Genomic DNA, 14537 nt, shown 5'->3' with positions numbered 1-14537 from the left:
GGGTAACGATGGGCGAAGATGCGCAGCCAAATCCGGCCACGTATCTTCATCGATTCTTCCCATCATACCCGACTCTGCTCACGCCTTACGACCTCATCCGGCCATGCGTCAGCCAAATCAGGACATCAGTGGCAACAGCTGCTGGTATAGCTGCGCAAAGCGCGCACGGCGCGGCTGATAGGCCTGATGCTGCGCGGCATCCGGCTGATGGCGCTGCACTAACGCCGGTGCCGGCCATTCGCTGGTCGGGTCCATCGCCAGCTGCGCCAGGCGCGCGGCACCGAGTGCCGGTCCCACCTCGCCGCCGTGACAATAATCCAGCGTCAGTCCGCTGATGTCCGCCAGCATCTGCCGCCAGTACGCGCTGCGCGCACCGCCGCCAATCAGCATCACCGTGTTGGGCAGTACGCCACACTCATGCACCGCATCCATGCCTTCCGCCAGCGCAAAGCCCACGCCTTCCAGCACCGCGCGCGCCAGTTCCGGCCGGCCGTGCTGGTGCGTCAGGCCAAAGAAAGCCCCCTGTGCCTGCGGATTATTGTGCGGCGTGCGCTCTCCGGAAAGATAAGGCAAAAACCATACCGGCGTGGCCTGCGCGCTGGCGCGTTCAGCTTCGGCCAGCAGGTGCGGCACATCATCGCAGCCGGTCAGCGCAGCGGCCCAGTCCAGACAGGCGGCGGCACTCAGCATCACCGACATCAGATGCCAGCGCTGCGGCAGCGCATGACAGAAACTGTGCACGGCGCGTTGCGGATTGCTGAGATAGCCTTCGCTCACCAGAAAATAGACGCCGGAGGTGCCGAGCGACAGCATGCCCTGCCCTCGCTCAACCATGCCAACGCCCACGGCGCCAGCCGCATTGTCGCCGCCGCCGGCCACCAGCGGCACCGGCTCCATCCCCCAGCGCGCCGCAATTTCCGGCAGCAGCGTGCCGGTAATCTGGTTGCCTTCAAACAGCTGCGGCATGTGGCTGCGGTTCAGCCCGCACGCCGCCAGCATTGCATCGCTCCAGTCGCGCTGTGCCACATCCAGCCACATTGTTCCCGCCGCATCTGACATATCGGTGGCGAAATCGCCGCTCATCCGCCAGCGCAGATAATCTTTCGGCAGCAGCACTTTTGCTACCTGCGCAAATATCGCCGGTTCATGCTGCTGCACCCACAACAATTTGGGCGCGGTAAAACCCGGCATCATCAGGTTGCCGGTAATCTGACGCGACGTCGGCACGCGCTGCTCCAGCTCGTGACACTGCGCGCTGCTGCGCCCATCGTTCCACAGGATCGCCGGACGCAGCACCTGATGCGCGGCGTCCAGCAGCGTCGCGCCGTGCATCTGGCCGCTAAAGCCGATGGCGCTGACGTGGCGTAAATCGTGCTGCTGCGCCAGCGCCTGCATGGCACTATCGGTGGCCTGCCACCAGCTTTCGGGATCCTGTTCGCTCCATAGCGGCTGCGGACGCGTCACCTGCAGCGGCGCGCTGGCCGTTGCCTGAACCTGGCCGTGCGCATCCAGCAGCGCCACTTTAACGCCGGAGGTGCCTAAATCGATCCCGATAACCATGCTTAGCTCCCGATGGATTAGAAATTATACAAATAGTGATTCACCAGATTTTCCAGCTGCTCCTGGCGTCCGCTGCGATGCTGCGGATTGAGTTGCTGCTGCTGAGCATGCGCCGCCAGCGAGGCAAGAGAAAACTCGCCTTTCAGAATTTGCTGGCCGAACTCACCATTCCAGCCGCTATAGCGCTGCGCCACGCGCTTATCCAGCTCACCATCGCTCACCATACGCGCCGCCACTTTCAGCGCCAGCGCCATGGTATCCATCGCGCCGATGTGGCCATAAAACAGATCGTATTTGTCGGTGCTCTGGCGCCGTACTTTGGCATCAAAGTTTAAGCCGCCGGTGGTGAACCCGCCCGCTTTGAGGATTTCGTACATCACCAGCGCGTTTTCTTCGACGCTGTTCGGGAACTGATCGGTATCCCAGCCGCACTGGCTGTCACCGCGGTTGGCATCGACCGAACCGAAGATGCCCAGCGCAATCGCCGTCGCAATTTCATGATGGAAAGAGTGACCCGCCAGCGTGGCATGGTTGGCTTCCACATTCACTTTGATCTCTTTTTCCAGGCCAAACTGGCGGAGGAAACCGTAGACCGTCGCGACATCAAAGTCATACTGATGTTTAGTCGGCTCCTGCGGCTTCGGCTCAATCAGCAGCATCCCCTGGAAACCGATTTTATGCTTGTGCTCCACCACCATCTGCATGAAGCGCCCGATCTGCTCGCGCTCCTGCCGCAAATCGGTATTCAGCAGCGTCTCGTATCCTTCGCGTCCGCCCCACAGCACATAGTTTTCACCGCCCAGCGTCTGCGTCGCCTGCATCGCGCTGCACACCTGGCTGGCTGCCCAGGCGAAAATTTCCGGATCCGGGCTGGTCGCCGCGCCGGCCGCATAGCGGGGATGCGTAAAGCAGTTCGCGGTGCCCCACAGCAATCTGACGCCGGTTTCCTGCTGTTTTTCCAGCAGTTTATCGGTCATTACCGCCAGGTTTTCCTGGTAGCTGCGCAGCGAATCACCTTCCGGTGACACATCGACATCATGGAAGCAGTAATAAGGCACGTTGAGTTTGTAAAAGAACTCGAACGCGACATCCGCTTTGAGCTTCGCCAGCTGCAGCGCATCGCCATTTTTCTGCCACGGGCGATCAAAGGCCCCCACGCCGAACATATCCGCACCGTTCCAGCAGAACGTGTGCCAGTAACAGGCGGCAAAACGCAGGTGTTCCGCCATGGTTTTACCCAGAATCACTTCCTGCGGATTGTAATGACGAAACGCCAGTGCGTTAGTGGTATTGGCCCCTTCATAACCAACGCGCTCAAGCTGGTCGAAATAAGCGTGCATGTTGTGCTCCTTAGCATCAGACCCGAATGGTCAGCAGTGAAGCGTTATTTTGCGGAGGCGTAAGCGTTCAGCTCAATTACGATATTTCACACTGAACTTAAGATAATTATTATTTGTGCGGCAGCTCGCAAATCCATGTATTTAATTACATCGCGTGCCGGCGCGCAGCGCCGCTGCAAGATTTAACAGATGGCCGCGTAAAATTTCGATCGCGCTCAAAGAATCACAAATAAACAAAAAAACGTAATAGCAGGATAAAAATCAGTAATTGATGTTGTTCACGTCGCGGGGCAACAATTCATCCGCCCTGGTTCATAGCCTTACAACGACAATAGCCTCAACCTACAGGATGACCATGATGAAAATGAGACACACGCTGTTAGCCCTCAGCGCTGCACTGGCCCTGTTCAGCCACGCCGGGCTGGCGAAAGAAGTGAAAATTGGTATGGCGATCGATGATTTACGTCTGGAACGCTGGCAGAAAGACCGGGACATTTTTGTCAGCCAGGCGGAAAAGTCTGGGGCCAAAGTATTTGTCCAGTCGGCCAACGGCAATGAAGAGACGCAAATCTCGCAGATTGAAAATATGATCAATCGCGGTGTCGATGTGCTGGTCATCATTCCTTATAACGGTCAGGTATTGAGTAATGTGGTGGCCGAAGCGAAACGCGAAGGCATTAAAGTGCTCGCTTATGACCGCATGATTAATAATGCCGACATCGATTTTTATATCTCGTTTGATAATGAAAAAGTCGGCGAACTGCAGGCCGAAAGTCTGGTTAAACAGGTACCTAAAGGGAACTACTTTTTGATGGGCGGATCGCCGGTGGATAATAATGCACGTCTGTTCCGTGCCGGCCAGATGAAAGTGTTAAAACCTTACATCGATAACGGCAGCATCAAAGTGGTGGGCGATCAGTGGGTTGATGCCTGGCTGCCAGAGAATGCGCTGAAAATCATGGAAAACGCGCTGACCGCTAACAGCAACCACATTGATGCCGTCGTTGCCTCCAACGATGCCACCGCCGGTGGGGCCATTCAGGCGCTGAGCGCGCAGGGACTGGCGGGCAAAGTCGCCATTTCCGGTCAGGATGCCGATCTCGCCGCCATCAAACGCATCATGAACGGCACGCAAACCATGACGGTGTACAAACCCATCACCGAACTCGCCACCGAAGCGGCAAAAATTGCGGTGGAACTGGGCGATGGCAAAACGCCCGCCAGCAACAGCAAGCTGAATAATGGCCTGAAAGAGGTGCCGTCGCGCCTGCTGAAGCCGATTCCGGTCAACAAAGACAACATCGAAAGCACCGTGGTGAAAGACGGCTTCCATAAACAGAGCGAACTCTAAGCGCCTGAAACGCGAAGGAGCAGATCGATGCTGCTGGAAATGAACAACATCACCAAGCGCTTCGGCGCGGTGAAAGCGCTGGACGCCGTCAGCCTGCGGCTCGAAGCCGGTGAAGTCATGTCGCTGTGCGGTGAGAACGGCTCGGGCAAATCGACGCTGATGAAAGTGCTGTGCGGGCTTTACCCGCACGGCGAATTTGACGGCGAAATTCGCTTTGCCGGCGATCGCATCGAGGCGCAAACCATCCGCGACACCGAGCGCAAAGGCATTGTGATTATTCATCAGGAGCTGGCGCTGGTGCGGCAGCTTACGGTCATGGAGAACATTTTCCTCGGTGCCGAGCTCGGTCGCTTCGGTATGGTCGATGATGAAACCATGACGCTGCGCTGCCAGCAGCTGCTGGAGCGGGTCAAACTTAACGTTTCGCCTGCCACCAAAGTTGGCGAGCTCGGCCTCGGCCAGCAGCAGCTGGTAGAGATCGCGCGGGCGCTGAATAAGCAGGTGCGACTGCTGATCCTCGATGAGCCGACCTCGTCGCTCACCGAACAGGAAACCGAAGTGCTGCTTGGGATTATCACTAACCTGCGCGAGCACGGTATTGCCTGCATCTACATCTCCCACAAGCTTAATGAGGTCAAAGCAATTTCGGACACCATCTGTGTGATCCGCGATGGTCAGCACATCGCCACACGGCCAGCGGCCGGGCTGAGTGAAGATGACATTATCACGATGATGGTGGGCCGCGAGCTCACCGCGCTCTATCCGCACCAGCCGCACGAGATCGGCGAAACGGTACTGAAAGTCGAAAACCTTACCGCCTGGCATCCGGTCAACCGCCACGTGCGCCGCGTTAATAATGTGTCGTTCAGCCTGAAGCGCGGCGAAATTCTCGGTATTGCCGGGCTGGTGGGTGCAGGACGCACCGAAACGGTCCAGTGCCTGTTTGGTGTCTGGCCCGGTCGCTGGCAGGGCGAAATCTGGATTGATGGTCAGCAGGTGAAGATTGACGATTGCCGGGCAGCGATTGCGCACGGCATCGCCATGGTGCCGGAGGACCGGAAAAAAGATGGCATCGTGCCACTGATGGGCGTGGGGAAAAACATCACGCTGGCCGCGCTGGATCAATACAGCCATCGCTTCTCCACGCTGGATGAAGCCCAGGAGCAGCAGGCGATCAACGATGCTATCCGCCGTCTGCGTGTCAAAACCTCCTCACCCGAGCTGGCGATTGGCCGCCTCAGCGGTGGCAATCAGCAAAAAGCGATCCTCGCCAAATGCCTGCTGCTCAATCCGCGCATTTTGATTCTGGACGAACCGACGCGCGGCATCGACGTCGGCGCTCGCCAGGAGATCTATCTGCTGATTAACGCGCTGGTGCAGCAGGGCATCGCGGTGATTGTTATCTCCTCCGAACTGCCTGAAGTGCTGGGTCTGAGTGACCGCGTATTGGTGATGCACGAAGGGCAAATCAAAGCCGATCTGATTAACGACAACCTGACTCAGGAGCAGGTCATGGAAGCTGCCCTGCGGAGCGAACATTATGCTTAAAACTGAAAGTAGCCAGAGCCTGTCCGGTACCCCGGGCAAGCCAGCGCCGGGCAAGTTTCCGCGCTTCAATCTGCAGGTGCTGGTGATGCTGGGAGCGATTGTGCTTATCGCTCTGTTCTTCACCTGGACCACCGACGGTGCCTGGCTTAGCCCACGCAACGTCTCTAACCTGCTGCGCCAGACCGCCATCACGGGCATCCTCGCGGTGGGCATGGTGTTTGTCATTATCTCGGCGGAAATCGACCTTTCCGTCGGTTCGATGATGGGCCTGCTGGGCGGTGCCGCGGCCATCTTTGACGTCTGGCTCGGCTGGCCGCTGCCGCTGACCATCGTGGTAACGCTGGTGCTTGGCCTGCTGCTGGGCACCTGGAATGGCTGGTGGGTCGCGTACCGTAAAGTGCCCTCGTTCATCGTTACGCTGGCGGGCATGCTGGCGTTTCGCGGCATTCTGGTTGGTATTACCGATGGCACCACCGTAGCGCCAACGACGCCGGCGATGTCGCAGATCGGGCAAAGCTATTTGCCGGGCGGTGTTGGCTTTGGCTTCGGCTTCGCCGGTCTGGCACTGTTTATTCTCTGGCAATGGCGGCTGCGGCTGCGTCGCCAGCAGCTAGGGTTATCACAACCAGCCGCCAGCGGCACGGTGGCACGCCAGGCGATTACCGCCGTTCTGGTGCTGGGTGCCATCTGGTTACTGAACGATTACCGCGGGGTGCCGACACCGGTCCTGCTGCTGGCACTGCTGCTGCTCGGCGGCATGTTTATGGCCACGCGCACCGCCTTCGGACGGCGGATTTACGCCATCGGCGGCAACATTGATGCAGCGCGCCTGTCGGGCATCAATGTGGCGCGCACCAAGCTGGCAGTGTTCGCCATCAACGGCGTCATGGTGGCTATTGCCGGCCTGATCCTCAGTTCACGTCTTGGTGCTGGCTCGCCCTCAGCGGGTAATATTGCCGAACTGGACGCCATCGCTGCCTGCGTGATTGGCGGCACCAGTCTGGCCGGCGGCGTCGGTTCGGTGGCCGGCGCGGTGATGGGCGCCTTCATCATGGCGTCTCTGGATAACGGCATGAGCATGATGGACGTGCCGACCTTCTGGCAGTACATCGTCAAAGGGGCGATTTTACTGCTGGCGGTGTGGATGGATACGGCCACGCGCCGCCGGGTGTAATCGCGTGGGCGATCACAATGTGGCGCAAACAATTTCTGCTGCCTTTTCCGCCGTGCTATGCAATGCGCAACAGGTTTAAGGGAGCGCGCCACGATGCACGAAAAACGTTACCGTATTACGCTGCTGTTTAACGCCAACAAGGTGTATGACCGCCAGGTAGTGGAAGGGGTCGGCGAGTATCTGCAGGCTTCACAAACCGACTGGGATATCTTCATTGAAGAGGATTTCCGCTGCCGCATCGACAACATCCGCGAATGGCTGGGGGACGGCGTCATTGCGGATTACGACGACAGCTCGATCGAGAGCCTGCTCAGCAATGTGCCGGTGCCGATTGTCGGCGTTGGTGGCTCTTATCACCGGCAGCAGGATTATCCGCCGGTGCACTATATCGCCACCGACAACGCTGCGCTGGTGGAGAGTGCCTTTCTGCACCTGAAAGAGAAAGGCATTCATCGCTTTGCGTTTTACGGCCTGCCCGCCGCCAGCGGCAAACGCTGGGCGCAGGAGCGCGAGCAGGCGTTTCGCCAGCTGGTGATGCGCGAGCGCTATCAGGGCGTAGTGTATCAGGGAATGGAAACCGCGCCGGAAAACTGGCAGCACGCGCAAAACCGCCTCGCCGACTGGCTACAAACGCTGCCGCCGCAGACCGGCATTATCGCGGTGACCGACGCGCGTGCGCGTCATTTGCTACAGGCCTGTGAACACCTGAAAATTCCGGTGCCGGAGAAGCTCAGCGTAATCGGTATCGATAACGAAGAGCTGACGCGCTATCTGTCCCGCGTGGCGCTCTCTTCGGTAGCCCAGGGCACGCGCCAGATGGGTTATCAGGCCGCCAAACTGCTGCATCGTCTGCTCGATCGGCAAACGTTGCCGCTGCAACGCATTCTGGTGCCGCCGGTGAAAGTCATTGCCCGCCGTTCTACCGATTTTCGCTCGCTGCGCGATCCGGCGGTGATTCAGGCGATGCATTACATCCGCTTTAACGCCTGTAAAGGCATCAAGGTCGAACAGGTGCTGGATGCGATTGGCATGTCGCGCTCCAATCTGGAAAAGCGTTTTCGCGATGAGACCGGCGACACCATTCACGCCATGATTCACCGCGAAAAGCTGGAGAAAGCGCGTGAACTGCTGGCCTGCTCTTCATTGAATATTAATGAAATTTCGCAGATGTGCGGCTATCCTTCCCTGCAGTACTTCTATTCGGTGTTTAAGAAAAGCTACGCCACCACGCCAAAGGAGTATCGACAGCATCACGGCGAGAAGGTGCAGTAACGCCCCGCTGCGATCAAGATTTTGCCGCCAATTGCCGCTATACTGCGCGGCATCTTCAAAGGAAGATCGTCGTCTCCGGTGAGGCGGCCGGATTTCAAATCCGGTTGGGGCCGCCAGCGGTCCCGGGCAGGTTCGACTCCTGTGATCTTCCGCCACCGCACTTCCTCAGCCTTCCGATAAAACATTAAATATCCTTTAAAAACAAAACACTTAATACTAAATTCATCCGTATGAGTCCTATAAAATCTGCCAGAATCCACGACAAATGTGTATAGTGTTGCGTATATGTTTTTTATACACACTTTAGACTTATACACATGGCACTCACAGACATACAAATTCGACGCGCAAAGCCCCAAGAAAAGCCTTACACCCTTAGCGACGGCCTCGGCTTGGCTTTACTCATCAACCCGGATGGCAGCAAAGGCTGGCGCTTTCGCTATCGCTTCAATGATAAAGCGAAACTGATGTCGTTTGGCTCATATAACCTTGTTTCGCTTGCTGAGGCGCGAGAAAAGCGCGATGTGGCACGCAAGCAGGTAGCTAATGGCATTGATCCCGTGGAGGAGCGCAAGGCTCAAAAACTGGCGCTTAAAATCTCCACTGAAAATTCGTTCGAAGCCATAAGCCGTGAATGGCATACTAATAAGGCTGATCGTTGGACGGTGGCCTATCGCGAGGAGATCATTAAGACCTTTGAGCAGGATGTGTTTCCTTTCATCGGTAATCGCCCTATATCGGAAATTAAGCCGCTAGAATTGCTTGAGGTGCTTCGCGGTATTGAAAAGCGTGGTGCGTTAGAGAAAACGCGTAAGGTGCGGCAGCGCTGCGGCGAGGTGTTTCGTTATGCGATAATTACAGGTAGAGCTGAATACAATCCTGCACCTGATTTAGCTGTTGCGCTGGCCGTTCCTAAGCAAAAGAATCATCCGTATTTATCAGCGGAAGAGTTACATCATTTTGTCCGCGATCTGGAAGCGTATACCGGCAGCATCATTACTAAGAATGCGACAAAGATCGTTATGTTGACGGGTGTAAGGACTCAGGAGATGCGCTTTGCAACGTGGGAAGAAATTGATCTTGAAAAAGGGATATGGGAAATCCCGGCAGAACGCATGAAAATGCGCAGGCCTCATATTGTTCCGTTATCAACACATGTAATTGATCTCTTCAAACAACTCAAGCCTATTACTGGCCACTATCGATACGTCTTTATTGGTAGAAATAACCGCAGCAAACCGATATCTAAAGAAAGTGTTTCGCAAGTAATTGAGTTACTGGGTTACAAGGGTAGAGCGACTGGACATGGTTTTAGACACACAATGTCTACAATACTTCATGAAAAAGGATTTGAAAGCACTTGGATTGAAAGTCAACTGGCTCATTGTGACAAAAACAAAATCCGCGGGATCTATAATCACGCACAGTACCTTGATGCTAGGAGAAAAATGATGGATTGGTATTCATACTCAGTTCTTTCTGCTTTAAATGAGACATAAGTGTCGTTCATCGCTGTCAATCGCCTAAACCATGCTAAGATACTTGTAAAAATAGTCTTATGGAGAAAATAATTAACCAGCTATTAAAATATAAACTTATCACAATGACCTGAAAATATTATTATCGCAATGAGATGAATGACATATAAGGAAAGTAATCATGGCATTAGAACTTAAGAAATTTTCCATTCAAAAACTATATGGCTATAAGGATATTGAAATAGTTTTTAACGAAAAAAGCACTATAATAATTGCAGAAAATGGCGCTGGGAAAACGACGTTAATTAACGCATTGAAATCCACATTAAAAGGCGAGGTCGATGAGTTAAGGAAAATAAAATGTGAAAGAATCACTATTGAATTTAAAGAAAGAAAGTTTTCACTAGATATGCATGAGCTTAACTACTCTGATTTTATTTCAAGCGATTTGATGCCAACTCGGTTTTCTTCACTTATTAAAAAAATGAGTAGTTCTCAAATTGAGGACACTCTTTCTTTTTTAAGAAGCAAGCAGGTAAAAGAAGCGAAAACCACCTCATGGTATAAAAGGTTTTACAGAGAAAGTCCTTATATGCATTCAGATTTGGAGTCTATCTTAACGGAAGCAAAATCTGCATTAAAAAAATTCTACTCATTATACGACCAAGATGGTTTATTTACTTCAGAACAGTCTAAAAGAACAAACACAATATCTACCATTGAAGAGATAAAAAATATAGCGAAAGATATTGAAATAATCCATCTACCAACTTATCGTCGCATTGAAAAATCCACACTCCGTGACAAATTTAACAGAAATGAAAGCAACAACATTTTCGTTAGGGAAGGTGAACTTGTTCATGAGCGAGAACCTGATTCCGAATCGAATATAGAATTTGGCTTATATGATGTTGAGTATAAATTAAAAGAAATCAACTCATCAATTGAAAGAAAATCCAGCTTAGGATACAGAACATTGAGCGCAACCATCATCGAGGATATGATGACTGGTAAAGCCAATGCGGAAACTAATCCAAAATTACCTTCCGCATCTGAGTTATCAAGATTTTTGGGTAGAGTTGTTAGCAAAGAAAAAGATAGTAATAAAAAAATAATTCAGGAGGTAACTCGAGTAATTGAGGATAAAGAAGTCTTATCATCAAACAACATGTTAAGTTATTTCCTTTCAAAACTTAAAGCTGTTATTGATTCTACTAAAGAGCTTGAATATAAGATTGAAAGTTTTGTCAGCATTTGCAATAAGTACCTTCAGCTATCAGATGATTCCAAATCTTTAAATTATGACATTGAAAGTCTGCAAGTGATTGTTAAAGATATGCATACAAACAATCCTATTGAACTTGAAGATCTTTCCTCTGGAGAAAAACAGATTATCTCTCTGATGGCTCACATGTATCTTGACCACACAAAGAAGAAAATAGTTTTAATCGACGAGCCTGAACTTTCTCTCTCTATTGAATGGCAGGAACATGTCCTGTTAGATATTGTAAATAGTCCATCCTTGATTCAAATGTTAGCAATAACACACTCGCCTTTTGTTTTTAATAATGAGTTAAAGTCCCAAGTTAAATCTTTAAAAGTAGTGAAGCACTGAGGTTAACATGGATGATAATCGTTTCAACATGATGATGAAATCAATAAAAAAACCTTGCGTTTTGAGATTAAAGTTAATCAAAAACAAAAAACCAGGGAAAATTCTATTTGTTTATGAAGGTGATGATGACTATGATTTTTATCATCATGCACTGACGCTTTCTGGTTTTGATAAAGAACACTCTCATATTAATGGATCAGGAAAGGATCAATCTGTCTCACTTTATAAAGAACTTGAAGAAGAAAAAAATGAAAATCTAAATAAAACATATTTTTTTGTGGATCAAGACTATTCAATATTTTCGCACCACAATGAGAACATCACCACATTACCTTTTTATGCGATTGAAAATCCGCTTTCAGAAGCAAGAGTGATAAAACATTTTATTGTCTCAACATTTAAATTTGATGAACGGCACGGAAAAATATTAGACAAAATAATGGAAGACTATTCTCAAGCTAAGGATGACTTTTACAGCAAAATAAAAAACCTATCAATTCAACTATATATGTCACGAATCCTCGGCCTGGGAATTGAATTCCCTAGTAACAGTGACGTTTTTGAAAAAATTGAAAGAAATAAAGTTATCCTTAAGCAAACCGAGGTGGCAGCTATTTCAGAAAGACTGTTGAATATGACTCCAGATGAACAGATCTATTACGACGCTATAATGAAACTAGATAAGGATCAATTAACTCGAGGTAAGTATGTCTATCATTTTGTTAGTGAATGGCTAATGAGGATAAAAAAATATATTCATTCACGAATTGATAATATCAATGACATTGGCGAACCCGTTGACGCGATTGCTAATGATAAACCATTGGTTAAAGTTCAGTATGATCATACTGATTTATCGATAGCTAAGCTCGTGACTGCTTGTTTACGCATACAACAACTTGATTCGTTTATTCAAAGAATATGAGATCGCATTTCATATGAATGGCTGACGTTAGTAGCGCGCAATGCTATCCCCCCCTCGCCTGCCCGCTTTATGCATCGCTTTTCATGCAGATGCATGATGCGGTTAGAGCCGCGCCCGGTATGGCCTGAACGGGGGAAAGGGGTGCATGGTTTTTCATGCAAATTCATGCACGCTATGCATGCATCTCTCTTTACAAAGCGGCTGGCCAGAAAAAGGGCTTCAGAAAGGCAAAGGACAAACACAAAAAAGCCGCTGGTCGGGCAGCGGCTGTGCGGGATTAATGAACCTGGCGGAATGCAGAACCGTAACGGCCCAGCGTCTGACGTTCTCTTACCGGCTCCGGCGGTGCTTCAGGTACGTTTTCCGGCTGTGGCGGTGCGGTGATCACCTTTGTGATGCTCTCATTCGTTTTGAAGGTGCAGGAGCAGTCCAGGTTAGTGCACTGGTGATAGCGCTCTTTCACCTGCTCAGACATATAACGGCTCGATTTGGTATGCGCCGCGCTTTTACAGTAGGGACAGTGCATCATTTCTGGCTGCCCTCCTGAAGTTTTGCACGCTGCGCCCGGATTGATTCCGCCAGTTTCTGGCGGCGCATAGGATGGTGGTAAAGCTCCATATCAATACCCGTTAGCGGCGGGCGATACAGACCAATATTCTCCAGCAGAGGTGCCTCTCTCATCACGCTGTCCGGCAGGGCCGCAGCCGCCTGCGTCAGCGCTTCACCAACCAGATGAGCCACGTCCTGAATCGCATCCCGGTCGTCACCGGCAAACGTCGGGGAAAGTTCTTCACGGCGGATAAGCAGCTTAATGGCCCACAGCAGCGACGGGCTCACGTTACGCAGGGCTGACTGCCAGTGTGCATCCGCGAACCCGGTAAACGCCTCCCGGTGCGATTCAACGTACTCTTTCCCACTGCCGCAACATTTCAGCATCGCCTCCTGCTTATCCAGAGCCAGCTCTTTCAGCAGCCCGCCGAACTCATCGGCCAGTTCCCGGCTGGCGATGCGCTGAGAGTGTTCGGCGCGCAGCTCGTCAGTGAGATTGCCTCGCAGGTTGCGAAAGCGCGTGCGCCAGTTGCTCTCGGCTTCTTTCCCTGCCTCGATGGCCGCCTGCTGCTCTCTTTCACAGCGGACGATATCGGCGCAGATACCGTTATAGGCTTTCATCCTTTCGGTATGCTGAGCGCGGGCTTTCTCAAAGCGTTCCAGTGATGCAGATTTCTGTTCCGGGGTGGTCATGGCTGTCTCTCATCGTCTGTAAAGGATGAGGCCATTCTGTCGTGTACCACAGGACAGTGCATTTCATTGCTTTCCGCCTGTCGATGAGCAGACAAGGGCACAACCGGTGCGAAACGGCCCCTTAAGAGGTTATATTTTTTATATAACTGTTCACTGGTATTCACTGAGATAAAAAAGATAATAAATACAGTAAATAAGACAGTGAACACTTCAAAATTAAGTATTCACTGAGTATTCACCGGTGTTCATGCGACCTCAGATAACAGCTTTTTTCTGGCGAGCATTTTTCAGCATTTAATCCTATCAATAACATTCTTTTGATTGCCTTAAACTTGCAAATGGCAAATGTTTGCAGTTCATTGCAATTTAATGGCAAACGATGGTTAAAAAACACTCATTCGTGCTTATCTCAGCAAGCCGGACACTTGTTTACTTACCGAAAAATATTCTCAGAATAAGGGGTTACCTGAAGACACTACCGGAACCGGACAGCACCGGCCGGACTCATAATGAGGTAACACCATGCACGCAGTTTCATCCGTACCGGCCCCCGCCATTCCTGCAATCCGCGACGCCGTTTTCCCGCGCGACCGCTTTATGCGCCTGCCGGAAGTCATCAGCACCTGCGGCCTGTCACGCTCGACCATTTACGACTTAATCAGCCGGGAGCAGTTCCCGTCGCAGATTTCCCTCGGCGGTAAAAACGTCGCCTGGCTGGCGTCAGAGATTGACGGCTGGATGCAGGCCCGCATCGCACAGCGCGCCGGAGGTACAGCATGATTACGCAGAATGTCAGCACGAAAACCTGTCCGCTCACCCGCGAAGAAGCCGCCTTTGTCGCAGAAATCCTGACGGCAGCCGTCAGCGGCAGCCCAGTAACCGCACCGGCCTTTACCAGCGGAATGCACGGTCACATCTCCGTTATGGGTAAAAAAGCGAAGCCTGCCAGGCAGCGGGCGAAGAAAGAGAGCGGGGAATTCCGATCAAATCCGCCGCAATCCGATCACGTCCTGACCGGTTGCTGAGGAAATC

General features: G+C 51.9%; 13 protein-coding genes and 1 tRNA gene. 10 read left to right on the top strand and 4 right to left on the bottom strand.

Features of this window, described 5'->3' with window-relative positions; translation table 11 throughout:
• Positions 1-117: 117 nt before the first annotated feature.
• Positions 118-1560: a xylulokinase gene (gene xylB, locus AC6I79_RS00520; protein WP_498027513.1), complete on the bottom strand. Its 1443-nt coding sequence runs from the start codon at positions 1558-1560 to the stop codon at positions 118-120.
• Positions 1561-1577: 17 nt separating this feature from the next.
• On the bottom strand, positions 1578-2900 hold the full coding sequence (gene xylA / locus AC6I79_RS00515) for a xylose isomerase (protein ID WP_058775593.1): 1323 nt from the start codon (positions 2898-2900) through the stop codon (positions 1578-1580).
• Positions 2901-3258: 358 nt separating this feature from the next.
• On the opposite strand from xylA, the gene xylF reads away from it, so the two are divergent.
• From xylF to AC6I79_RS00475, 8 genes are all read left to right on the top strand, one after another.
• Positions 3259-4251 (top strand): D-xylose ABC transporter substrate-binding protein, encoded by a 993-nt coding sequence (gene xylF / locus AC6I79_RS00510; RefSeq protein WP_058758164.1) that lies wholly within the window; start codon positions 3259-3261, stop codon positions 4249-4251.
• A gap of 27 nt (positions 4252-4278) precedes the next feature.
• Positions 4279-5799: a xylose ABC transporter ATP-binding protein gene (locus AC6I79_RS00505; protein ID WP_058758165.1), complete on the top strand. Its 1521-nt coding sequence runs from the start codon at positions 4279-4281 to the stop codon at positions 5797-5799.
• A complete protein-coding gene (xylH, locus tag AC6I79_RS00500; protein WP_058758166.1) occupies positions 5792-6973 on the top strand; it encodes a xylose ABC transporter permease XylH in 1182 nt (393 codons plus the stop codon). Before AC6I79_RS00505 ends, xylH begins: the two co-directional genes overlap by 8 nt.
• 93 nt (positions 6974-7066) lie before the next feature.
• Positions 7067-8245 (top strand): D-xylose utilization transcriptional activator XylR, encoded by a 1179-nt coding sequence (gene xylR / locus AC6I79_RS00495; RefSeq protein WP_021506871.1) that lies wholly within the window; start codon positions 7067-7069, stop codon positions 8243-8245.
• A 60-nt stretch (positions 8246-8305) separates the two neighbouring features.
• Positions 8306-8400: transfer RNA gene (locus AC6I79_RS00490), tRNA-Sec, on the top strand.
• Between the two features lie 162 nt (positions 8401-8562).
• Positions 8563-9744, top strand: a complete 1182-nt coding sequence (locus AC6I79_RS00485; protein ID WP_498027512.1) for a tyrosine-type recombinase/integrase — start codon at positions 8563-8565, stop codon at positions 9742-9744.
• A 160-nt stretch (positions 9745-9904) separates the two neighbouring features.
• Positions 9905-11338 carry an AAA family ATPase gene (locus tag AC6I79_RS00480; RefSeq protein ID WP_498027511.1) on the top strand — a complete coding sequence of 478 codons (1434 nt, stop codon included), beginning with the start codon at positions 9905-9907 and terminating at the stop codon, positions 11336-11338.
• A 7-nt stretch (positions 11339-11345) separates the two neighbouring features.
• Complete coding sequence (locus tag AC6I79_RS00475) at positions 11346-12263, top strand: DUF4435 domain-containing protein (RefSeq protein WP_498027510.1); 918 nt, start codon at positions 11346-11348, stop codon at positions 12261-12263.
• 277 nt (positions 12264-12540) lie between these two features.
• Here the strand turns inward: AC6I79_RS00475 and AC6I79_RS00470 are convergent, their stop codons facing one another.
• Positions 12541-12792, bottom strand: coding sequence for an ogr/Delta-like zinc finger family protein (locus AC6I79_RS00470; protein ID WP_058781709.1), 252 nt, complete (start codon positions 12790-12792; stop codon positions 12541-12543).
• Complete coding sequence (gene sid, locus AC6I79_RS00465) at positions 12789-13505, bottom strand: capsid size-determining scaffold Sid (protein WP_498027509.1); 717 nt, start codon at positions 13503-13505, stop codon at positions 12789-12791. The genes AC6I79_RS00470 and sid overlap by 4 nt, the downstream gene beginning before the upstream one ends.
• 522 nt (positions 13506-14027) lie before the next feature.
• Here sid and AC6I79_RS00460 point away from each other — a divergent pair.
• Both AC6I79_RS00460 and AC6I79_RS00455 read left to right on the top strand, forming a co-directional pair.
• A complete protein-coding gene (locus tag AC6I79_RS00460) occupies positions 14028-14285 on the top strand; it encodes a helix-turn-helix transcriptional regulator (protein ID WP_064703300.1) in 258 nt (85 codons plus the stop codon).
• Complete coding sequence (locus tag AC6I79_RS00455; protein WP_498027508.1) at positions 14282-14530, top strand: hypothetical protein; 249 nt, start codon at positions 14282-14284, stop codon at positions 14528-14530. Before AC6I79_RS00460 ends, AC6I79_RS00455 begins: the two co-directional genes overlap by 4 nt.
• Positions 14531-14537 lie beyond the last annotated feature (7 nt).

It is taken from the genome of gamma proteobacterium symbiont of Scutellera amethystina (assembly GCF_059730845.1).
This window is presented reverse-complemented; position numbering and strand designations above follow the sequence as displayed.